This is a genomic window from Sphingomonas hylomeconis, from assembly GCF_025370105.1.
GTDB classification, from domain to species: Bacteria; Pseudomonadota; Alphaproteobacteria; order Sphingomonadales; family Sphingomonadaceae; genus Sphingomonas; species Sphingomonas hylomeconis.
This window is the reverse complement of the sequence record NZ_JANQBK010000003.1, coordinates 434,821-453,861: the sequence shown is the minus strand read 5'-3', so window position 1 is coordinate 453,861 and position 19,041 is coordinate 434,821. Positions and strand designations below refer to the sequence as shown.

At 67.1% G+C, this 19,041-nt stretch carries 22 protein-coding genes; 14 read left to right on the top strand and 8 right to left on the bottom strand.

The window, feature by feature from the left end; all coding sequences use genetic code 11:
* Positions 1 to 186: 186 nt before the first annotated feature.
* Together fumC and NV401_RS05895 are read right to left on the bottom strand one after the other, a co-directional pair.
* Positions 187 to 1,572, bottom strand: a complete 1,386-nt coding sequence (fumC, locus tag NV401_RS05900; RefSeq protein WP_261293461.1) for a class II fumarate hydratase — start codon at positions 1,570 to 1,572, stop codon at positions 187 to 189.
* 142 nt (positions 1,573 to 1,714) lie between these two features.
* Complete coding sequence (locus NV401_RS05895; RefSeq protein ID WP_261293460.1) at positions 1,715 to 2,197, bottom strand: SspB family protein; 483 nt, start codon at positions 2,195 to 2,197, stop codon at positions 1,715 to 1,717.
* A gap of 71 nt (positions 2,198 to 2,268) precedes the next feature.
* Here NV401_RS05895 and hisB point away from each other — a divergent pair, with 71 nt between their 5' ends.
* The 8 genes from hisB to NV401_RS05855 all read left to right on the top strand — a co-directional run bounded on the left by hisB (position 2,269) and on the right by NV401_RS05855 (position 8,023).
* Positions 2,269 to 2,856 carry an imidazoleglycerol-phosphate dehydratase HisB gene (gene hisB / locus NV401_RS05890; RefSeq protein ID WP_261293459.1) on the top strand — a complete coding sequence of 196 codons (588 nt, stop codon included), beginning with the start codon at positions 2,269 to 2,271 and terminating at the stop codon, positions 2,854 to 2,856.
* Between the two features lie 100 nt (positions 2,857 to 2,956).
* A complete protein-coding gene (gene hisH / locus NV401_RS05885; RefSeq protein ID WP_261293458.1) occupies positions 2,957 to 3,562 on the top strand; it encodes an imidazole glycerol phosphate synthase subunit HisH in 606 nt (201 codons plus the stop codon).
* Positions 3,550 to 4,287, top strand: coding sequence for a 1-(5-phosphoribosyl)-5-[(5-phosphoribosylamino)methylideneamino]imidazole-4-carboxamide isomerase (gene hisA, locus NV401_RS05880; protein WP_261293457.1), 738 nt, complete (start codon positions 3,550 to 3,552; stop codon positions 4,285 to 4,287). The genes hisH and hisA overlap by 13 nt, the downstream gene beginning before the upstream one ends.
* 111 nt (positions 4,288 to 4,398) lie before the next feature.
* The gene (hisF, locus tag NV401_RS05875) at positions 4,399 to 5,169 is read left to right on the top strand and encodes an imidazole glycerol phosphate synthase subunit HisF (RefSeq protein WP_261293456.1); all 771 of its coding nucleotides are present in this window, start codon (positions 4,399 to 4,401) and stop codon (positions 5,167 to 5,169) included.
* 111 nt (positions 5,170 to 5,280) lie between these two features.
* On the top strand, positions 5,281 to 5,496 hold the full coding sequence (locus NV401_RS05870; protein WP_261293455.1) for a hypothetical protein: 216 nt from the start codon (positions 5,281 to 5,283) through the stop codon (positions 5,494 to 5,496).
* 31 nt (positions 5,497 to 5,527) lie between these two features.
* Positions 5,528 to 5,848, top strand: a complete 321-nt coding sequence (locus NV401_RS05865) for a phosphoribosyl-ATP diphosphatase (protein ID WP_261293454.1) — start codon at positions 5,528 to 5,530, stop codon at positions 5,846 to 5,848.
* Between the two features lie 112 nt (positions 5,849 to 5,960).
* A complete protein-coding gene (locus NV401_RS05860; protein ID WP_261293453.1) occupies positions 5,961 to 6,338 on the top strand; it encodes a histidine triad nucleotide-binding protein in 378 nt (125 codons plus the stop codon).
* A 119-nt stretch (positions 6,339 to 6,457) separates the two neighbouring features.
* Positions 6,458 to 8,023, top strand: coding sequence for an amino acid permease (locus tag NV401_RS05855; RefSeq protein ID WP_261293452.1), 1,566 nt, complete (start codon positions 6,458 to 6,460; stop codon positions 8,021 to 8,023).
* A gap of 178 nt (positions 8,024 to 8,201) precedes the next feature.
* Here the strand turns inward: NV401_RS05855 and NV401_RS05850 are convergent, their stop codons facing one another.
* Positions 8,202 to 9,197: an adenosine kinase gene (locus NV401_RS05850; RefSeq protein WP_261293451.1), complete on the bottom strand. Its 996-nt coding sequence runs from the start codon at positions 9,195 to 9,197 to the stop codon at positions 8,202 to 8,204.
* Positions 9,198 to 9,449: 252 nt separating this feature from the next.
* Between NV401_RS05850 and NV401_RS05845 the strand changes: the two genes are divergently transcribed.
* Together NV401_RS05845 and NV401_RS05840 are read left to right on the top strand one after the other, a co-directional pair.
* Entirely contained in the window at positions 9,450 to 10,130 is a 681-nt protein-coding gene (locus tag NV401_RS05845) for an EI24 domain-containing protein (RefSeq protein ID WP_261293450.1), read from the top strand.
* A complete protein-coding gene (locus NV401_RS05840) occupies positions 10,127 to 10,498 on the top strand; it encodes a hypothetical protein (protein ID WP_261293449.1) in 372 nt (123 codons plus the stop codon). The genes NV401_RS05845 and NV401_RS05840 overlap by 4 nt, the downstream gene beginning before the upstream one ends.
* A 23-nt stretch (positions 10,499 to 10,521) precedes the next feature.
* Here the strand turns inward: NV401_RS05840 and NV401_RS05835 are convergent, their stop codons facing one another.
* On the bottom strand, positions 10,522 to 11,106 hold the full coding sequence (locus tag NV401_RS05835) for a hypothetical protein (protein WP_261293448.1): 585 nt from the start codon (positions 11,104 to 11,106) through the stop codon (positions 10,522 to 10,524).
* A 49-nt stretch (positions 11,107 to 11,155) separates the two neighbouring features.
* On the bottom strand, positions 11,156 to 12,211 hold the full coding sequence (gene queG / locus NV401_RS05830) for a tRNA epoxyqueuosine(34) reductase QueG (protein WP_261293587.1): 1,056 nt from the start codon (positions 12,209 to 12,211) through the stop codon (positions 11,156 to 11,158).
* A 108-nt stretch (positions 12,212 to 12,319) separates the two neighbouring features.
* Here queG and NV401_RS05825 point away from each other — a divergent pair, with 108 nt between their 5' ends.
* From NV401_RS05825 to msrB, 4 genes are all read left to right on the top strand, one after another.
* The gene (locus NV401_RS05825) at positions 12,320 to 13,261 is read left to right on the top strand and encodes an ABC transporter ATP-binding protein (RefSeq protein ID WP_261293447.1); all 942 of its coding nucleotides are present in this window, start codon (positions 12,320 to 12,322) and stop codon (positions 13,259 to 13,261) included.
* Entirely contained in the window at positions 13,258 to 14,502 is a 1,245-nt protein-coding gene (locus tag NV401_RS05820; protein ID WP_261293446.1) for an ABC transporter permease, read from the top strand. Before NV401_RS05825 ends, NV401_RS05820 begins: the two co-directional genes overlap by 4 nt.
* Before the next feature lie 89 nt (positions 14,503 to 14,591).
* On the top strand, positions 14,592 to 15,827 hold the full coding sequence (locus tag NV401_RS05815) for a cytochrome P450 (protein WP_261293445.1): 1,236 nt from the start codon (positions 14,592 to 14,594) through the stop codon (positions 15,825 to 15,827).
* A gap of 114 nt (positions 15,828 to 15,941) precedes the next feature.
* Positions 15,942 to 16,430 carry a peptide-methionine (R)-S-oxide reductase MsrB gene (gene msrB / locus NV401_RS05810; RefSeq protein WP_261293444.1) on the top strand — a complete coding sequence of 163 codons (489 nt, stop codon included), beginning with the start codon at positions 15,942 to 15,944 and terminating at the stop codon, positions 16,428 to 16,430.
* An 89-nt stretch (positions 16,431 to 16,519) separates the two neighbouring features.
* Here msrB and NV401_RS05805 read toward each other — a convergent pair whose 3' ends face one another.
* The 3 genes from NV401_RS05805 to NV401_RS05795 form a co-directional block, all read right to left on the bottom strand.
* Positions 16,520 to 17,077, bottom strand: a complete 558-nt coding sequence (locus NV401_RS05805; protein ID WP_261293443.1) for a CHAP domain-containing protein — start codon at positions 17,075 to 17,077, stop codon at positions 16,520 to 16,522.
* A gap of 169 nt (positions 17,078 to 17,246) precedes the next feature.
* Entirely contained in the window at positions 17,247 to 17,501 is a 255-nt protein-coding gene (locus NV401_RS05800) for a DUF6356 family protein (RefSeq protein ID WP_261293442.1), read from the bottom strand.
* 91 nt (positions 17,502 to 17,592) lie between these two features.
* Positions 17,593 to 19,014 carry a UDP-N-acetylmuramate--L-alanine ligase gene (locus NV401_RS05795; RefSeq protein ID WP_261293441.1) on the bottom strand — a complete coding sequence of 474 codons (1,422 nt, stop codon included), beginning with the start codon at positions 19,012 to 19,014 and terminating at the stop codon, positions 17,593 to 17,595.
* Positions 19,015 to 19,041: the final 27 nt, after the last annotated feature.

Genomic DNA, 19,041 nt, shown 5'->3' with positions numbered 1-19,041 from the left:
GGACCGGCGATGTTGTTCCGCGATCCCCTGCGGTGCCGCTCTGGGTGAGACGCGGCACCTTCCCGCGGAATCGTCATCCTGAACTCGTTTCAGGATCCATCGTGCCTCATGGCCGATCGTCCGAGGGGCGACGTGGATCCTGAATCGAGTTCAGGATGACGGCGGCTATTAGGGTTGGGTCGCCCCTCAGACCATGTCTTCGGCGCGGACCAGGCGGTCGAAAGTGGGTTCGTCGACCAGACCGAGCGCGAGGCCGGCCTCTCTCAGCGTGAGCCCTTCGGCATGCGCGTGCTTGGCGATCTTGGCGGCATTGTCGTAGCCGATTGCGGGCGCGAGCGCGGTGACCAGCATCAGCGAGCGCGCGACGAGTTCGTCGATCCGCGCGCGGTTCGGCGCGATGCCATCGACGCAGCGCTCGGCGAAACTCGTCATGCCGCCGCTGAGCAGATGGATCGAACGCAGCACGTTCGCCCCGATCAGCGGCATGAACACGTTCAGCTCGAAATGCCCCTGCATCCCGCCGGCGGTCACCGCGCCGTTATTGCCGATCACCTGCGCGGCGACCATCGTCAGGCTCTCGCACTGCGTCGGGTTGACCTTGCCCGGCATGATCGAGCTGCCCGGCTCGTTCTCGGGTAGCGACAGCTCGCCCAGCCCCGAGCGCGGGCCGGAGCCGAGGAAGCGGATGTCGTTGGCGATCTTGGTTAGCGCCACCGCCAGCGTGGTGAGCGCGCCGTGGAAAAATACCAGGCCATCCTTGGCCGCGAGCTGCTCGAACTTGTTCGGCGCGCTTTCGAACTTTGTGCCGGCGATGTCGCTGATCGCGGCGGTCATGTCCTCCGCCCAGCCCGACGGCGCGTTCAACCCGGTGCCGACCGCGGTGCCGCCGATCGCCAGCTGGCGCAGATCGCCGTTCATGGCAGCGAGGATGCGGCGGCGGCAGCTCGCAATCTGCGCGGTATAGCCGCCGAATTCCTGCCCGAGCGTGATCGGCGTGGCATCCTGCGTGTGCGTGCGGCCGATCTTGACGATATCCGCCCAGCTCGCCGCCTTGGCGGACAACGCCGTTTCCAGCCGGTCGAGCGCGGGGAGCAGCGCCTGCTCGGTCGCCAGCACCGCCGCGACGTGCAAAGCGGTCGGGAAGCTGTCGTTGGACGACTGGCTCATATTGACGTGGTCGTTGGGGTGGACGGGTGCCTTGCCGCCGCGCGTGCCGGTGAGCGATTCGTTCGCGACGCCGGCGATGACCTCGTTGACGTTCATGTTGGTCTGGGTGCCCGAGCCGGTCTGCCAGATGACCAGCGGGAACTGATCGTCGAGCTTGCCGCTCGTTATCTCGCCCGCCGCGGCCTCGATCGCGTCGACGATCTCGCCGGCCAGGCCATGCTTGCGGTTCACCCGCGCCGCCGCCTGCTTCACGATCGCCTGGGCGTGGACGATGCCGAGCGGCATCCGTTCCCGCTCGCCGAACGGGAAATTCTCGATCGAACGCTGGGTCTGCGCACCCCAATAGGCAGTGGCGGGGACGGCGATGGGGCCGAACGAATCGGTTTCGGTGCGCGTGTCGGTCATGCAGCCTCCTTTACCCCTCTCCCATCGGGAGAGGGAGGGGCCCGCTTGGCGCAGCCAAGTGGGAGGGTGAGGGCGATGCGGCCGGTGTCGCCCTCACCCTTCCGCGCTTCGCGCTCCCTCCCTCTCCCGGTGGGAGAGGGAATTATTTCTTCCGTTTGAAATCGACCGCGACGACGTTCGAGCCGTCTTCGACCGGCACGGCGGTCGGGCCGTCATTCTCCGCTTCGTCATGCGGATCGGGGCCCTCGGGGCCGTCCTGCGCCTGGAAGCGCAGCTCGAAATTGACGCTGGGATCGTGGAAGCCGGTGACCGCCGAATAGGGGATGACGAGCTTGGAGGGCACCTGGTTGAAGCTCAGGCCGACCGAGAAGCGCTCGTCGTCGACCAGCAGATCCCAATAGCGGTTCTGCATGACGATGGTCATTTCGTCGGGGAAGCGCTCGATCAGGCGCTGCGGGATATCGACGCCGGGATTCTGCGTCTTGAACGTGATGTAGAAATGATGGTCGCCGGGCAGGCCGCCGTTTTCCGCGACCGAGCCGAGGACGCGGCCGACCACGGCGCGCAGGGCTTCCTGCACGATCTCGTCGTAAGGAATCAGGCTATCGGGCAGACCATCGCTCATGGCCCCTTGGGTAGCGCGCTTTGGGGGCGGGTCAAGATTGCATGCGCAGGGCAGCACGCTATTGGGAGGCGATGCGCACCGCCACGATCAACCGTTCGACCAGCGAAACCAGCATCGCTGTCTCCGTCAACCTCGACGGGACGGGGGCCTATACCGTCTCCACCGGCGTCGGCTTTTTCGATCACATGCTCGAGCAGCTCTCGCGCCATTCGCTGATCGATCTCGACGTGAAGACGGTCGGCGATCTGCATATCGACCAGCACCACACGGTCGAGGATACCGGCCTGGCGATCGGCGAGGCGATCGCCAAGGCGCTCGGCGACAAGCGCGGCATCCGGCGCTACGCCGACGCGCTGAGCCCGATGGACGAGACGCTGGCACGAGTCGCGATCGACATTTCCGGGCGGCCGTACCTCGTGTGGAAGACCGAGTTCAGCCAGAAGAAACTAGGCGAGATGGACACCGAAATGTTCGAGCATTTCTTCCATTCCTTCGCGCAGACCGCGGGCGTCACGCTGCACATCGAGACGCTGTACGGGCAGAACAACCACCATATCGCCGAGGCCGCATTCAAGGGCGTCGCGAGAGCGCTGCGCGAGGCGGTCGAGATCGATCCGCGCAAGGCCGGGGTCATCCCGAGCACCAAGGGGGTGTTGTGACCAACTCCCCTCCCGCTTGCGGGAGGGGTCGGGGGAGGGCCTGTCTCGGCCGCCCCTCGACATGCCCTCCCCTAGCCCCTCCCGCAAGCGGGAGGGGGATTTGAGCCTCGCCCTCATCGATTACGGCGCGGGCAACCTGCATTCGGTGCACAATGCGCTGAAGGCCGCGGGCGCCACCGATGCCGTGATCGCCGCGGATGCCGATGCGGTGGCGCGCGCCGATCGCATCGTGCTGCCCGGCGTCGGCGCGTTCGGCGCCTGCGCCGCGGCGCTGCGCGCGGTGCCCGGGATGATCGAGGCGCTGGAGCAGCGCGTGCGCATCGAGGGCGCGCCGTTTCTCGGCATCTGCGTCGGCATGCAGTTGATGGCCGAGACGGGCGAGGAGCACGGCGTGCACCAAGGGCTGGGCTGGATGCAGGGCACGGTCGCGCTGCTCGAGCCGGCCGATCCCGCGGCCAAGGTGCCGCATATGGGATGGAACGACGTGACCGCCCCCCTGCCCCACGCGCTGATCGAGCCGGGCGAGGCCTATTTCCTGCACTCCTATGCCTATCGCGGGCGCGACGTGATCGCGACCACCGATCACGCTGGCGCGGTCACCGCGGCGATCGGGCGCGACAATATGCTCGGCGTGCAATTTCATCCCGAAAAGAGCCAGCGCTACGGGCTGGCGCTCCTCGAAAGGTTTCTCGCATGGCGTCCCTGATCGTATTTCCCGCCATCGACCTCAAGGGCGGGCAGGTCGTGCGGCTGGCCGAGGGCGATATGGACCGGGCGACGGTCTATGGCGATGATCCCGCGGCACAGGCGATGCTGTTTTCAGGACAGGGCGCGGACTATCTGCATGTCGTGGATCTCGACGGGGCGTTTGCCGGCGCGTCGGTCAACGGCGATGCGGTGCGCGCGATCGTCGACCAGTTTCCCGGCCATGTGCAACTGGGCGGCGGGATCCGCGATCGCACCGCGATCGAGAAATGGTTCGATCTCGGCGTCTCGCGCGTGGTGATCGGCACCGCGGCGCTGGAAAATCCCGAACTGGTCAAACAGGCGGCGAACGATTTCCCCGGCGGGATCGTCGTCGCGGTCGACGCCAAGGACGGCATGGTCGCGACGCGCGGCTGGGCCGATGTCTCGACCGTCCCGGTAATCGACCTGGCGCGCCGCTTCGAGGATGCCGGCGTGGCGAGCCTGTTGTTCACCGATGTCGGGCGCGACGGGATGCTGAAGGGCTGCAACGTCGAGGCGACCGTCGATTTGGCGCGCGCGGTGCGCATTCCGGTCATCGCCAGCGGCGGCGTGGCCGGGATCGGCGAGATCCACATCCTCGCGCTGCACGCGCAGGATGGCGTGGAGGGCGTTATTACCGGACGCGCGCTGTATGACGGGCGGCTGGATCTGGCGGCGGCGATCAGCGTCGCGGCGGCGGCTTAGGCTTCTCCCCTCCCGCTTGCGGGAGGGGGCGGGGGAGGGCATGTCCCAAACGATGACCTGTTCTACGCTGACACGCCCTCCCCTAACCCCTCCCGCAAGCGGGAGGGGGATTTGACCGTCCGTGCCCGCGTCATCCCGTGTCTCGACGTGGCCAATGGCCGGGTCGTCAAAGGCGTCAATTTCGTCGATCTCAAGGATGCCGGCGATCCGGTCGAGCAGGCGCGCGCCTATGACGCCGCCGGGGCGGACGAATTGTGCTTCCTCGACATCACCGCGACGCACGAGGCGCGCGGGACGATCCTCGACGTCGTGCGGCGCACAGCAGAAGTGTGCTTCATGCCGGTGACGGTCGGCGGCGGGGTGCGCTCCGCCGAGGATGCGCGCGCGCTGCTGCTGGCGGGGGCGGACAAGGTGGCGGTCAATTCCGCTGCCGTCGCGCGGCCCGAGCTCGTCGCCGAGATCGCCGATCGCTTCGGCAGCCAGTGCTGCGTTGCCTCGGTCGATGCGCGGCGCAACGGCGAGCGCTGGGAGGTGTTCACGCATGGCGGCAGGCGGGCGACGGGGATCGATGCGATCGAGCATGCGCTCAATCTCGTGCGCCTGGGCGCGGGCGAATTGCTGGTCACCTCGATGGATCGCGACGGGACGCGCGGCGGCTACGATCTCGCGCTGATCCGCACGATCGCCGACCAGGTCGCGGTGCCGGTGGTCGCGTCGGGCGGGGTTGGCGGGCTGGACGATCTGGTCGCCGGCGTGATCGACGGCCATGCCAGCGCGGTGCTCGCGGCGAGCATCTTCCATTTCGGCGAGGCAAGCATCGCGGATGCGCATGCCGCGCTGGCGCAAGCGGGGGTGGCGGTGCGGCGGCCGTTGCCGCAATAATTGCCGTCATCCTGACGAAGGTCAGGATCCATTTCGCCTCGAGGGCGACGGGATTGCGGCGCGATGGATCCTGACTTTCGTCAGGATGACGGTGGGGGGTGAGGTTGCGGAATGTTAACCACTGCCGCCTATCGCCGCCCGATGCGCACGCTGTTCCTGCTTCTCCTGCTCATCGTGCCGACGGCGGTGTTCGCCGCGCATAGCGGCGTGACCAAGGTGCGGACCGGGCCGGAATGGTCCGACATCGCCTTGTTCGTGCTCGCCTGTATCGGCGTGTTCATCGTCCGCCGGGCGCTGCGCAAGCGCTTCACGTCGCGCAAGGATTGACCTCGGCGCGCGGCTGCGCCAGCGCGGGTGCATGGCCGAAGATTTCCTGAACACGCTGGAAGCGACGATCCGCGAGCGCCGCGGCGCCGATCCCACCACGTCCTATACCGCCAAATTGTTCGCCCGCGGCCGCGCCAAGATCGCGCAGAAAGTGGGCGAGGAAGCAGTCGAGACGGTGATCGCGGCGGTGGCCGACGATCGCGACGAACTGGTGTCCGAGGCGACCGACCTGCTGTTCCACCTGATGGTGCTGCTCGCCGATGCCGGGCTGAGCCTGGACGATATTCGCGCGGAAATGGTGCGGCGCGAGGGCGTTTCGGGGATCGACGAGAAGGCGGCACGCAAGCCATAACTCCCCTCCCGCTTGCGGGAGGGGCTGGGGGAGGGCATGTAACGCGACGACCGCCGGACGCTGGGACAGGCCCTCCCCTAGCCCCTCCCGCAGGCGGGAGGGGAATATTGCAATGCCGATCGACGCAACCAAGCCGTATGACGACCAGAACATCTTCGCCAAGATCCTGCGCGACGAGATCCCGTCGAGCCGCGTCTACGAGGACGAATGGGCGATCGCGTTCCACGACATCAACGCGCAGGCGCCGATCCACATCCTGGTGATCCCGCGCGGCCGCTATGTCTCATGGGACGATTTCAGCGCGCATGGCTCGGCCGAGGAGATTGCCGGCTTCATCCGCGCGGTCGGCACGGTGGCGCGCGATGCGGGGCTGGTGCCGCGCGGCTATCGCCTGCTCGCCAATACCGGGCGCCAGGCCGGGCAGGAAGTGCCGCACCTGCACGTCCACCTGTTCGCCGGCCAGCCGCTCGGGCCGATGCTGGCGCGGTAAACCGCGGCGATCCGCGCGATCCCCGCCCGATAAGGGATTGCACGTCTCCGTTTTGTCATTAGGCTCCGCCCCATAACGAGCCGGCCCATGCGCCGGCCGCTTTCGGGGAAAAGCACTACATGATATTTGGCCGTATCAAGCCACTCGACGCCATCCTGGCGACGGCGGAGAAGAAATCACTGCACCGATCACTCGGCTGGTTCCAGCTGACCCTGTTCGGCATCGGTTGCGTCATCGGCACCGGCATTTTCGTATTGACCGCGGCGGGCGCGCAGAAAGCGGGCCCCGGCCTGCTTCTCGCCTTCGCCATCGCCGGCGGCATCTGCATCATCGCCGCGCTCTGCTATGCCGAGATCGGCTCGATGATCCCGGTCGCCGGCTCCGCTTATACCTATACCTATACGACGATGGGCGAATTGCTCGCCTGGACGGTCGGCTGGGCGCTGATCCTCGAATATGCCGTTGCGGCGAGCGCGGTGTCGGTCGGCTGGTCCGGCTATTTCACCGGCACGATATTGAACCAGACATTGGGGATACATCTGCCGGCCTATCTGACCACCGCGCCGCTGGCGCTGGGCGGATCGCCGGGCGGGTTCATCAACCTGCCCGCCGTGGTGATCGCGCTGCTGGTCACCTGGCTGCTGATCATCGGCACCAGCGAGAGCGCCAAGGTCAATGCCGTGCTGGTGCTGATCAAGGTCACCGCGCTGACCGCGTTCATCGCCCTCACCCTGCCGTCCGACCAGTTCAATGCCGATAATTTCAATCCCTTCCTGCCGGCCGGCCTGTTCGGCGGGTTCGGCACCGGGGTCGGCGCGGTCGGCGCGGCGGCGACGATCTTCTTCGCCTATGTCGGCTTCGATGCGGTCTCGACCGCGGCCGAGGAAACCAAGAACCCGCAGCGCAACGTGCCGATCGGGCTGATCGGGTCGCTGCTGTTCTGCACCGTCTTCTACATGCTGGTCTCGGCCGGCGCGGTCGGCACGATCGGCGGCCAGCCGATCATGGGCCCGGGCGGCGTGCCCTTCCCGGCCGGTTCGGAAGAACTCGCCCGCCAGTGCGCGATGCCGCAATATGCCCAGCAGCTGGTCTGCTCGAACGAGGCGCTGGCGCATGTGCTGCGCCAGATCGGCTTCGGCACGATCGGCAATTTCCTCGGCTATGCCGCGTTCATCGCCCTGCCCTCGGTGATCCTGATCCTGATGTTCGGCCAGACGCGCATCTTCTTCGTGATGAGCCGTGACGGCCTGCTGCCGGAGCGGCTGTCGGCGGTGCATCCGAAATGGAAGACGCCGTATATCGTGACTGCGCTGACCGGCGCGGCGGTGGCCTTCGCAGCGGCGTTCCTGCCGGTCGGCAAGCTGGCCGACATCGCCAATGCCGGCACGCTCTACGCGTTCATGATGGTCGCCATCGCGGTGATGATCCTGCGCAAGACGGCGCCGAACGTGAAGCGCAGCTTCCGCACGCCGATCCTGTGGCTGATCGGGCCGGCGACGATCTTCGGCTGCGTGTTCCTGTTTTTCAACCTGCCGCTCGAGGCGATGCTGGTGCTGCCGGCCTGGGGCGTGATCGGGCTGGTGATCTATTATGCCTATAGCTACCGCGCGAGCCATGTCGGGCGCGGCATCATCGAGACGAACGAGGATCTGTCGGCCGACATGACGGGGATCCACCCGAACTGAGCCGGGCGAAACCGTCGGACAAAGAAAAGGCCGGGGAGCGATCCCCGGCCTTTTTCTATTCGGCACCCCGGACTTGGTCCGGGGTCCCCCGGGCCGCACGTGCGACGATGGGCCTCGGTGGGTATCGAAAGCCGCTTGGTGGACCCCGGACCAAGTCCGGGGTGACGACCTCGTTCTGTTACCCCAGCTTTGCCGCCAGCGCCTTCAGATCGACCTGCGGGCGGGCGCCGACATGGCTGATGATCTCCGCCGCACACAGCGCGCCGAGCTTGAGCGACTGTTCGACGCTCTTGCCGTTCGCCTGGCCCGACAGGAAGCCGGCGGCGAACAGATCGCCTGCGCCGGTCGTGTCGACGACGCGCTCGACCGGTGCGGCGGGCACCGCGACGGTCTTGCCGCCCGACACCGCGATCGCGCCCTGCTCGCTGCGCGTCACCACCAGCATCGGCACCTGCGCCGCTGCTGCCGCCACCGCCGCATCGAAATCCTCCGTCTCCATCAGCGCGAGGATTTCCGCTTCGTTGGCGAACATGATGTCGATCAGGCCGTCGGCCATCAGGCGGCGGAAATCGGCGCCGTGGCGCGAGATGCAGAACACGTCGCTCAGCGTGAAGGCGACCTTGCGCCCGGCCTTGCGCGATACCTCGATCGCCGCGCGCATCGCCTGGCGCGGTTCTTCCGGATCCCACAGATAGCCCTCGAGATAGAGGATCGCGGCATCGGCGATCAGATCGCGGTCGAGCGCCGCCTCGGGCAGGAACTGCGACGCGCCGAGAAAGGTGTTCATCGTGCGCTGGCCATCGGGGGTGACGAAAATCAGGCAGCGCGCGGTGGTCGGCTCGCCGTCACGGGCGACCGTGCCGAACGTCACGCCCATCGCGCGGATATCGTGCGCGAACACGTCGCCGAGCTGATCCTTGGCGACCTGGCCGATAAAGCCGCATTTGCCGCCCAGCGCCGCGATGCCGGCGACGGTGTTGGCCGCCGAGCCGCCCGACGCCTCGATGCCCGGGCCCATCTTGTCGTACAAAGCGTCGGCTTCTTCGGGCGAGAACATCAGCTGCATCGAGCCCTTGGCCATGTTCTCGGCGGCGAGGAAGGCGTCGTCGGAATGCGACAGGACATCGACGATGGCATTGCCGATCGCGACGACGTCATAAGTGGGGCTGGTCAAAGAATGCGCTCCTGAGCGGGAAATGTTGGCGTTGGCCGTAATGGGGCCAGACACGCGGCGCAACCAATGCCGAGTGCGGCGCCCCCCGCCCCACTGCCGTCATGCTGAACTCGTTTCAGCATCCAGCGTGCAACAACTCCTGCCCTTCCGGGTGGAGGGATGGATCCTGAAACGAGTTCAGGATGACGGTTGGCGAGAGGAGCCGCACAATACGCAGGTGGACTTGATGGCGGCACGCGATACACGTCGCGCATGATCCGCGCCTTCTTCCTCTCGCTTGCGCAACTCGGCGACCGGCGCATCATCGGCGTGTTCCTCAAATCGCTCGCGCTGACGCTCGTGCTGCTTGCCGCGCTCGGCGTGGGCGCGTGGTACGCGCTGACCTGGGCGGTCGCCTATTGGGGATTCGGCAGCGGGGCGCAGGGGATTGCCGGCGTCGCGGCGGTGATCCTCGCGCTGGTCACTGCCGGCGTGCTGTTTCGCGGTGTCGCGGTGCTGGTGATCGGCCTGTTCGCCGACGAGGTGGTGCAGGCGGTGGAGGCGAAACACTATCCACAGGCGCTGACGACCGCGCGCGCGGTGCCGCTGGCGCGCTCGATCGGCATGGGGCTCGGCTCGGTCGCGCGGTTCGCCGGGATCAACCTGCTGCTGGTGCCGGTCTATCTGCTCCTGCTGGTCACCGGGATCGGCCCGGCAATCCTGTTCTTCATCGTCAACGGCTGGCTGCTCGGGCGCGATCTCGGCGACATGGTCGCGGTGCGGCACATGGGCATGGCGGAGCTGAAGGGGTGGCGCGGCGCGACTGCGCTCAGCCGGTTCGTGCTTGGGCTGATCGGCACCGGATTGTTCGTCGTGCCGTTCGTCAATCTCGCCGCGCCGGTTATAGTCGCGGCGATGGCCACGCACTGGTTCCATCAGGGACGACGCAAATGAACCGTATCATGACGATCCTGGCACCGGGCCTGCTGCTCGCCGGCTGCGCCGCGGGCGGCACGACGGGCCCGGCGCGCGCGCCGTTCGTGCCGATCCCGACCGGCACGCTGGGGCTGGAAGGCGTGATCGGCCAGAATGCGCGCGGGCTGGTCGCTCGGCTCGGCACGCCGGTCGCCGACCTGACCGAGGGCAATGCGCGCAAACTGCAATTCGCCAGCGGCACCTGTGTACTCGACGCGTACCTCTATCCCAAGGGCAATGCCGAGCCGACCGTCACCTATCTCGACGCACGGCAGAGCGACGGCAGTCCGATCGACCGCGCAAGCTGCGTGTCGGCGCTGCAGATGAAGGCGCGCGGGGGGAAGTAATTCTAACGCAGTTGCCGTTTTGGCTAATGCGCTCGCGCGTACAGGATTTTCCGAATGGCGCGCGCTTGATCGCTGTCGACGTTAAAGATGAACGCACTCGAACAAGGTGCTTGGAGAATTGTCAGGGCATTGCGGTCCGGGCTGGGTATGATCGTGGCGCTCGGACCGCGAAGCGGAGGGCTGAGCGAGCCCGGCCGGCGCAGCGCGATCAGGTATTGCCCCGGCGCCATTCGGTCCGGTTCTCCAAAGGTGGAATTGTCCCAGGTGACCGAAATCCTAGCCCCTGCTTTGCCGAGGAGCACCTCGTCGACCTGAATGTCGAAATGCGCATAATCGGACAATAGCCCCTGCTTTGGATCTGCATACATCTTGCGCATGTCGGGCGACAAATGGGGCGACAGGAGCATCCGTCGGCGGGACGACTCGTCACGGATGATCCGGTACTTGTCGATACGACCTATCACTACGACATCCGCATAGCGCACGTCTTCAAGCGTTGGCGCGACGGTCATGCGGCAGGCATGCGCAGGGCCGGCGACCATCGTCGCCAATGCAGCCAAGGCCGCGCTCCAATGGCGCAGTGGACGAACCTTTGTGATCTGCTGCATCGAGTTTCAGCCAAGCAGTTCCTGTCGACCAAAAATAGCGCGGAACACCTTAACCGGTGGTTTCGAATGACAATTGGCGCTTGATTCGCGTTAGCGCCCAGCCCGCCGCATCGCGCACCACCGCCGACTCATCCTCCAGCAAGCGGGACAGCGGCGCGATCAGCGCCGCCGCGCCGCTATTCCCGGCCGCGATCGCCGCGTTGCGCACCATGCGATCGCGGCCGATGCGCTTGATCGGGGAGCCGGCGAACACCTGGCGGAAGGCGGCATCATCGAGCGCGAGCAGATCGGCCAGCGCCGGCGCGGCGAGCTCGGCGCGCGGGGCGAAGGCGAGGTTGGCGCTGGCCGCGGCGGCGAACTTGTTCCACGGGCAGACCGCCAGGCAATCGTCGCAGCCATAGATGCGGTTGCCGATGGCCGCGCGGAATTCCTCCGGGATCGGGCCGGCATGCTCGATCGTGAGATACGAGATGCAGCGCCGGGCATCGAGCCGGTAGGGCGCGGGGAAGGCGTCGGTCGGGCAGGCGCGCTGGCAGGCGTCGCACGAGCCGCACGTGTCCTGGCCCGGCGTATCGGGCGCCAGCTCGAGCTCGAGCGTGGTGTAGATCGCGCCGAGGAACAGCCAGCTGCCATGCGCGCGGCTGACGAGATTGGTGTGCTTGCCCTGCCAGCCGAGCCCCGCCGCCTCGGACAGCGGCTTTTCCATCACTGGTGCTGTATCGACGAACACCTTCAAGTCGTGCGGATAATCCCTGGGCAATTCGGCGACCAGCCAGCGCGCGAGCGCCTTCAGATTGCGCTTGATCACGTCGTGATAATCGCCGCCTTGCGCATAGACCGAGATGCGGCCCACCTCCCCCGCCCCGGCCAAGGCCAGCGGATCGGTCGCCGGCGCATAGCTCATGCCCAAAGCGATCACGCTCTTCACCTCGGGCCACAGGCCGGCGGGCGATTCGCGGTGATGGGCGCGTTCCTCCATCCAGATCATGTCGCCGTGTCGCCCCTCGGCCAGCCATTGCCGCAGCCGTGCCGCGGTCTGCGGCGCGGCATCGGCGCGCGCCACGCCGCACGCGACGAAGCCCAGTTCCGCCGCTTTCGCCTTCATTCGATCGGTGAGTGACTTGTCCTGATGCACCACAGCCCGCTACCACGTTCGCGAAGCGCCAACACCTCTGCCGTGCGGCCGGGGCGCAGGCGGCTATAAGGGACGCACGTGACGAGCGACACTCTGGCCATCAGCGCCACCGGCCTGATCAAGAATTTCGGCGGCCGCCGCGTCGTCGACGGGATCGACATCGCCGTGCCCAAGGGCGCGATCTACGGCGTGCTCGGGCCCAATGGCGCGGGCAAGACGACCACGCTCAGGATGCTGCTCGGCATCATCGAGCCCGATGGCGGCCACCGCACCCTGCTCGGCCACGAGCGGCCGCGCGAGGCGAGCGACCAGGTCGGCTATCTGCCGGAGGAACGCGGCCTCTATCCGGCGATGAAGGCCAAGGACGCGATCGCCTTTCTCGGCGCGCTGCGCGGGCTCGATCTCAAGACCGGGCGCAAGCGCGCGATCGACCTGCTCGAGGCCGCCGGGCTCGGCCATGCGGTGGATACCAAGATCCGCAAACTCTCCAAGGGCATGGCGCAGCTGGTGCAGCTGCTCGGCTCGGTCGTGCACCGGCCCGATCTGCTCGTGCTCGACGAGCCATTTTCCGGGCTCGACCCGGTCAACCAGGAGCGGCTCGAGGCGCTGATCGTCGCCGAGCGCGATCGTGGCGCGACGATCCTGTTTTCGACCCATGTGATGGCGCATGCCGAGCGGCTGTGCGACCGATTGTGCATCATCGCCGGGGGCAAGCGCCGATTCGAGGGCACGGTGGCGGATGCACGCGGCACGCTGCCGATGAAGGCGCATTACGTGCCGCACCATGACGGAGACGGCATCGCCGCGCTGCTGCCGGCGGATGCGGTGCGCGACGCCGACGGCTGGCGCTTCACCGTGCCCGAGGACGGCGCCGAGGCGATCCTGAAGCGCCTGATCGATGCCGGATTCGGCATTGCCGGCCTGTCGATCGAGCGGCCCGGGCTGCACGAGGCGTTCGTGCGCATCGTCGGCGCGGCGGCCCAGGACGACGAAGCGGACTCGCTGGAGCAGGCAGCATGAGCGCGCAGCAGAGCAATACGCGGCGGCTGATCCGCCAGACGCTGACCATCGCGCGGCGCGATTTCATCGCCACGGTGTTCACCCCCACCTTCCTGATCTTCCTGTTCGCGCCGCTGATCATGGGATCGTTCGGCGCGATCGGCGGCCTGGGCGCGTTGAGCATGAAACAGGGCAACGACACCAAGGACCGGATCGTCGCGATCGTTCCCCCCGCCGAGGCGGCGGCGATGGCCGCGATCGACACGCGGCTGCGCCGGATCTTCCGCGGCCGCGACGAACGCCCGCCGGCGCTGGTCACCGAAGCGCCGCGCGGCGATGCGGCGGCGCGCGCCCGCGCCGAGCTGCAGGCCAAGGATTACGACGTCTCGGCCGTGCTGTACGGCCCGCTCGCCACGCCGACGATCCTGTACGGCGCGCAAGGCGCGCGCACCGCCGACTATCTCGCCGAACTGGCCGAGGCGACCTTGCGTGCCGAACGCAGCGGCGGCAGCGCGGCGCTGAGCCGGCCAACCAAGCAATCGGTGGCGCGCACCAAGGTCTCCAATGGCGGCAAGAACCAGGCGGCGTTCTTCACCGTGTTCGGCATCTTCTTCCTGACGCTGCTGCTCGCCGGCCAGGCGGTCGGCACGATGGCGGAGGAGCGCAGCAACAAGGTGATCGAAGTACTCGCCGCCGCGGTGCCGCTCGAATCGGTGTTCCTCGGCAAATTGCTCGGCATGTTCGGCGTGGCGGTGCTGTTCGTCGGCTTCTGGGGCACGCTGGTGAGCCAGATCGCCGCGATCGCCCCGCCGGGGCTTGCCGCGGCGTTGGCGACGATCGGCCCGGCGGTCGGCATGCCCGTCTATGTCGTGCTGTTCTTCGCCTATTTCACCATGGCGTACATGCTGCTGGGCGCGGTGTTCCTGAGCGTCGGCGCGCAGGCCTCGACAATGCGCGAGATCCAGATGCTGTCGCTGCCGATCACCATCGTGCAGGTGGCGATGTTCGGCCTGGCCTCGGTCGCCGCGGCGCAGCCGGGCACCGCAGTGGCGACGTTCGCGGAATGGTTTCCCTTCTCCTCGCCGTTCGCGATGGCCGCGCGCGCCGCGAACCGGCCCGAGCTGTGGCCGCATCTGCTGGCGCTGGCATGGCAGTTGTTGTGGGTCGGCATCGTCATCACGATCGGTGCGCGCGCCTTCCGCCGCGGCGTGCTGCAATCGGGCAGCGGGAAGTTCAGCGTGAAGGCGTTGTTCGGGCGGTAATCTCATTCCCCCTCCCGATGGGAGAGGGAATTATCACTATTGACCTTGGTGTCAGTTAGCGCTCTTCTCCCCGCAAAGGAGAGGCAATCATGGCCACGATGCTGCACCCGGTGGAGTCGCGCGCGGATCCGCTCGACGTGAGCCGCGCCGAACTGTACCGCGACGATATCTGGCACGACCCGTTCCGTACGCTGCGCGCCACCGCCCCGGTCCACCGCGTGGAGGACAGCAGCTACGGCGCTTATTGGTCGATCTCCGCCTACAAGCCGATCATCGAGATCGAATCGCTGCCCGAAATCTTCTCCAGCGAGGCCGGCGGGATCACCATCGCCGACTTTATCGAGAGCGACGATACGGTGAAGATGCCGATGTTCATCGCCATGGACCGGCCCAAACATACCGGCCAGCGCCGCACCGTCGCCCCGGCCTTCACGCCCAGCGAAATGGTGCGGATGAGCGACGATATCCGGCGACGGACGGGCGAGATCCTCGATGGACTGCCGTGGGGCGAGGAGTTCGACTGGGTCGATCGCGTGTCGATCGAACTGACCACGCAGATGCTGGCGATCCTGTTCGATTTCCCGTGGGAGGACCGGCGCAAGCTGACCTTCTGGTCCGACTGGGCGGGCGACATCGAGCTGGTCAAGGACGAGAGCAAGCGCGCCGAGCGGCTCGGCTACATGTACGAATGCGGCGCCTATTTTAAGAAATTGTGGGACCAGAAGGTCGGCCAGCCGCCGACGCCCGATCTCATTTCGATGATGATCCATTCGGATGCGATGCGCGAGATGGATCATCTCGAATTCCTCGGCAATCTCATCCTGCTGATCGTCGGCGGCAACGATACGACGCGCAACACGATGACCGGCCTGGTCTATGCGCTCGACAAATTCCCCGACAGCCGCGCCAAGCTCGAGGCCGATCCGTCGCTGATCGGCAATACCGTGCAGGAGATCATCCGGTGGCAGACGCCGCTGGCGCATATGCGCCGCACCGCGACGCAGGATGCAATCGTCGGCGGGCAGCAGATCCGCGCCGGCGAGAAGCTGATCCTCTGGTATCTCTCGGCCAATCGCGACGAAAGCGTGTTCGAGGATGCCGATACGCTGCTGGTCGACCGGCCGAATGCGCGGCGGCACCTGGCGTTCGGGCACGGCATCCACCGCTGCGTCGGCGCGCGGCTGGCCGAGCTGCAGATCGCCACGCTGCTCGAGGAAATGGCCAAGCGACGGATGCGGGTCAACGTCATGCGCGAGCCGCAGCGCGTCGCGCAATGTTTCGTGCACGGCTACAAGTCGCTGCCGGTGACGCTCTCGAAATATTGACGCGCGTCGCCCCGGCGGTGGCCCCGGCCGCTGCGGGGCGGCACGACGCCTGCATCTCGCAACCGCCCCTCCGCGTACTTACATCCGAACCAGATGCCCGACGCGAGGACGCCCATGACCCACAATCGCCGCCATTTCCTGACGCTCGCCGGCACCGGCGCCGCCGCGTTCGCGCTGTTCGGCTGCCGTGGTGCCACCGCCGCGCCGGAAAAGTTCGACTATGTGCTGAGCGATGCGCAGTGGAAGGCCAAGCTGTCGCCGGCGGCCTATCAGACGCTGCGCCACGAGGCGACCGAGCGGCCGTATAGCAGCCCGCTCAACGCCGAGCATCGCGCCGGCACGTTCAGTTGCGCCGGCTGCGCGCTGCCGCTCTATGCGTCTTCCACCAAGTTCGAGAGCGGGACGGGCTGGCCGAGCTTCTGGCAGCCGCTGCCAAACGCGGTGCGCACGCGGCGCGACGGATCGTTGGGCTTCACGCGGACCGAAGTGCATTGCCGCAAATGCGGCGGGCATCTGGGCCATGTGTTCGACGACGGGCCGAAGCCGACGGGGAAGCGCTATTGTATGAACGGCGTGGCGATGACGTTCAGGCCGAAGGGGTGAAACCACGGCTCCCCGGCCTTGAGCCGGGGTCCGGCTTCTTCTTACCGGCGGTAAGCGGGCCCCGGCTCAAGGCCGGGATGACGAAGGGTTTAGAACGCCACCCGATCGACCATCGACAGCACGCCGACGGTCTTGCTCTTGGCGGCGGCCATCGTGACGGTCGGCAGCGGCGCGACATCGTCCGTCGCGGCGGCGCCGTCGGCATAGATGAAGCCGTTGGCCGGATAGGCCGAGGTGCCGAGATCGTGGTTGGCGGCATACCAGACCTTGACCATCGACCAGTCGCCTGCCGCCGAGACGTCGACCGCGCGCACATCGCGTTCGATCCCGCCGCGACGCGACCAGTTGGCATGGGTCAGCGTGACTTCACGGTCGCTGATCACACCCGAGACCATCGCGACATGGCCGAGCCGCATGCGGCCGCTCGACTGGAGCGAGAGGACCGCGCCGACCTTGGGCGCCTTGCCGCGGGCATAGCGGCCGGCGGCCTGCGCCCACCAGGTATTGGCATTGCCGTGGATGTTGATGCCGGAGATCGAGCGGGCATAGGGCGCGCACTGCCAGAACTGCGCTGCGGCTGGGGTCGCCCCCATCAGGACGCACGATACTGCCAGTGCACAACGCACTGCAAAAGCCCGGAATTTCATATGACCCCCTCAGGTCCGCTCGTTCAGTGAGGGTCACAAAGCAGGTCGGCGGCGGGGTGGAAACCCCCGCGCAGGTTTGTGCGGAACCTTTCAGGACGAAGTGAGTTGACCGTACGACGAGCCCCCTCACCCGTCCCGCGGACCGCCCGCCCCAGCCTCAGATCCAGCTTCAGATGACGTATTCGACCGTCAGCATCTGCGTCAGATCGGCGCGCTTGGCGGCGCGCTTGGCCAGCATCTCCTGGTGCAGCGCCTTGACCGTGTCACTGCCTGCGGTCTTGAAGGCGAACGGCAGCCAGGCGTGCAGCGCACAGCGCACGCCGCCCCAAATCATGCGAAAACCGAAACTGGAGGCGACGCCGAAATGCTCGGTGAAGCTCTCGCCGACGGATTTGGGGTGATCGAGAAACAGGCGGCGGATCATGGGCTTACTCTCGTGGCTGGTGCGGGGCTGGTCTATCACGGGAGGCGGCGGGTGTCAGCCGTGCGTCTGCTGCCTGCCCGGCAGAATGGCGTCAGGCCAGCTTTGCCAGCATCTCCGCGGCGAGCTGGCTCAGCGTATCGTCGCGCGCGCCCATCACCACGATGCGATCGCCCGGCCGCGCCAGCGCCACGAGGTGCGCCGCCGCGCCCGCCCGATCGGCGATATGCACCGCCTGCGCGCCGGTCGCGGCGATTTCGGCGACGATATCCGCGCTGGTCACGTCGCGCGATACCGTGCCGCCCTGATAGACCGGATCGGGCAGCACCAGCACGTCATCGGCGGCGAGCCGTTCGGCGAACATCGCCACCAGATCGTGCCGCATCACCTTCAGCGGGCCATAGCCATGTGGCTGGAACAGCACGAGCAGCCGCCCGGGAAAGGCGTGCAGCGTCTCCAGCGTGGCGGCGATCTTGTCCGGATTGTGCCCGAAATCGTCGATCACCGCGACGCCTCCGGCCGTGCCGACGCGCTCGAAGCGCCGCTTGAGGCCGACAAAACCCTCGATCGCCTGGATCGCCTCGGCCAGCGGCACGCCCGCCGCGCGCGCCGCGCCGAGCGCCGCCAGCGCGTTGGCCACATTGTGCCGCCCCGGCACCGACAGCCGCACCTTGTGACGCTCGCCACCCTTCACGAGATCGAAGCTGATCGCGAACGGCTCCGGCGCCAAATTCTCGGCGCGCAGATCGGCCGAGGCATCGATCGCGAAGGTGACGAGCCGGTCGCGCGGCAGGCTCATCGCCAGCGCGGCGGATTCGGCATCGCCGACATTGACCACCGTGGTCACCGCCTTGGCGGCGAAGGTGCCGAACAGGCTGCGCAATTCCTCGAGGCTCTTGTGATCGAGGCTGACATTGTTGAGCACCGCGATCTTGGGATGATAAAGCGCGATCGAGCCGTCGCTCTCGTCCACTTCCGAGACGAACGCCTCCCCCTCGCCGACCAGCGCGCTGGCGAAGGGCGCGTCCGGCGCCGCGAAATTCTTCATGACCGCGCCGTTCATTACCGTGGGCGCGCGCCCGCAGGCGTGCAGGATCCAGCCGATCATGCCCGTGACGGTCGATTTGCCGCTCGTCCCCGCGACGCCGATCGGCAGCACGCTGGCGTTGAACAACTGGCTGAGCAGTTCGGCCCGGCTCATCCGCGGCGCGCCGAGCGCGTCCGCCGCGACGATATCCGGCACGGTCGATTCGATTGCCGCGGAGGCGACGACGATCTGGTCCGCCGAGGTGACGCCCGATCCGTCCTGCGGAAACAGCGTCACGCCCTTGGCGGCGAGATCATCGAACTTGGCCGGCAGCCGCCCGGCATCGAGCGTCCGATCCGATCCCGCGACGGTCGCGCCGCGCCCGGCGAGTATCATCGCCAGTGGCATCATGCCGCTGCCGCCGATGCCGACGAAGAAATAGTGCGATGAGGCGTCGGGGGCGGGGAAGTAAGGTTTGCCGTTGGTCATTGCGCGGGGCTATCGCGGGTCAGCGCA

Coding starts and splice junctions, on each gene's coding strand:
- NV401_RS05865 (WP_261293454.1), top strand. CDS start 5,528: ATGGCCGAAGATTTCCTGAACACGCTGGAAGCGACGATCCGCGAGCGC.
- NV401_RS05795 (WP_261293441.1), bottom strand. CDS start 19,014: ATGACCAACGGCAAACCTTACTTCCCCGCCCCCGACGCCTCATCGCAC.
- NV401_RS05815 (WP_261293445.1), top strand. CDS start 14,592: ATGGCCACGATGCTGCACCCGGTGGAGTCGCGCGCGGATCCGCTCGAC.
- queG (WP_261293587.1), bottom strand. CDS start 12,211: ATGAAGGCGAAAGCGGCGGAACTGGGCTTCGTCGCGTGCGGCGTGGCG.
- hisB (WP_261293459.1), top strand. CDS start 2,269: ATGCGCACCGCCACGATCAACCGTTCGACCAGCGAAACCAGCATCGCT.
- NV401_RS05840 (WP_261293449.1), top strand. CDS start 10,127: ATGAACCGTATCATGACGATCCTGGCACCGGGCCTGCTGCTCGCCGGC.
- msrB (WP_261293444.1), top strand. CDS start 15,942: ATGACCCACAATCGCCGCCATTTCCTGACGCTCGCCGGCACCGGCGCC.
- NV401_RS05800 (WP_261293442.1), bottom strand. CDS start 17,501: ATGATCCGCCGCCTGTTTCTCGATCACCCCAAATCCGTCGGCGAGAGC.
- hisA (WP_261293457.1), top strand. CDS start 3,550: ATGGCGTCCCTGATCGTATTTCCCGCCATCGACCTCAAGGGCGGGCAG.
- NV401_RS05870 (WP_261293455.1), top strand. CDS start 5,281: ATGTTAACCACTGCCGCCTATCGCCGCCCGATGCGCACGCTGTTCCTG.
- NV401_RS05845 (WP_261293450.1), top strand. CDS start 9,450: ATGATCCGCGCCTTCTTCCTCTCGCTTGCGCAACTCGGCGACCGGCGC.
- fumC (WP_261293461.1), bottom strand. CDS start 1,572: ATGACCGACACGCGCACCGAAACCGATTCGTTCGGCCCCATCGCCGTC.
- NV401_RS05895 (WP_261293460.1), bottom strand. CDS start 2,197: ATGAGCGATGGTCTGCCCGATAGCCTGATTCCTTACGACGAGATCGTG.
- NV401_RS05820 (WP_261293446.1), top strand. CDS start 13,258: ATGAGCGCGCAGCAGAGCAATACGCGGCGGCTGATCCGCCAGACGCTG.
- NV401_RS05860 (WP_261293453.1), top strand. CDS start 5,961: ATGCCGATCGACGCAACCAAGCCGTATGACGACCAGAACATCTTCGCC.
- NV401_RS05855 (WP_261293452.1), top strand. CDS start 6,458: ATGATATTTGGCCGTATCAAGCCACTCGACGCCATCCTGGCGACGGCG.
- NV401_RS05805 (WP_261293443.1), bottom strand. CDS start 17,077: ATGAAATTCCGGGCTTTTGCAGTGCGTTGTGCACTGGCAGTATCGTGC.
- NV401_RS05835 (WP_261293448.1), bottom strand. CDS start 11,106: ATGCAGCAGATCACAAAGGTTCGTCCACTGCGCCATTGGAGCGCGGCC.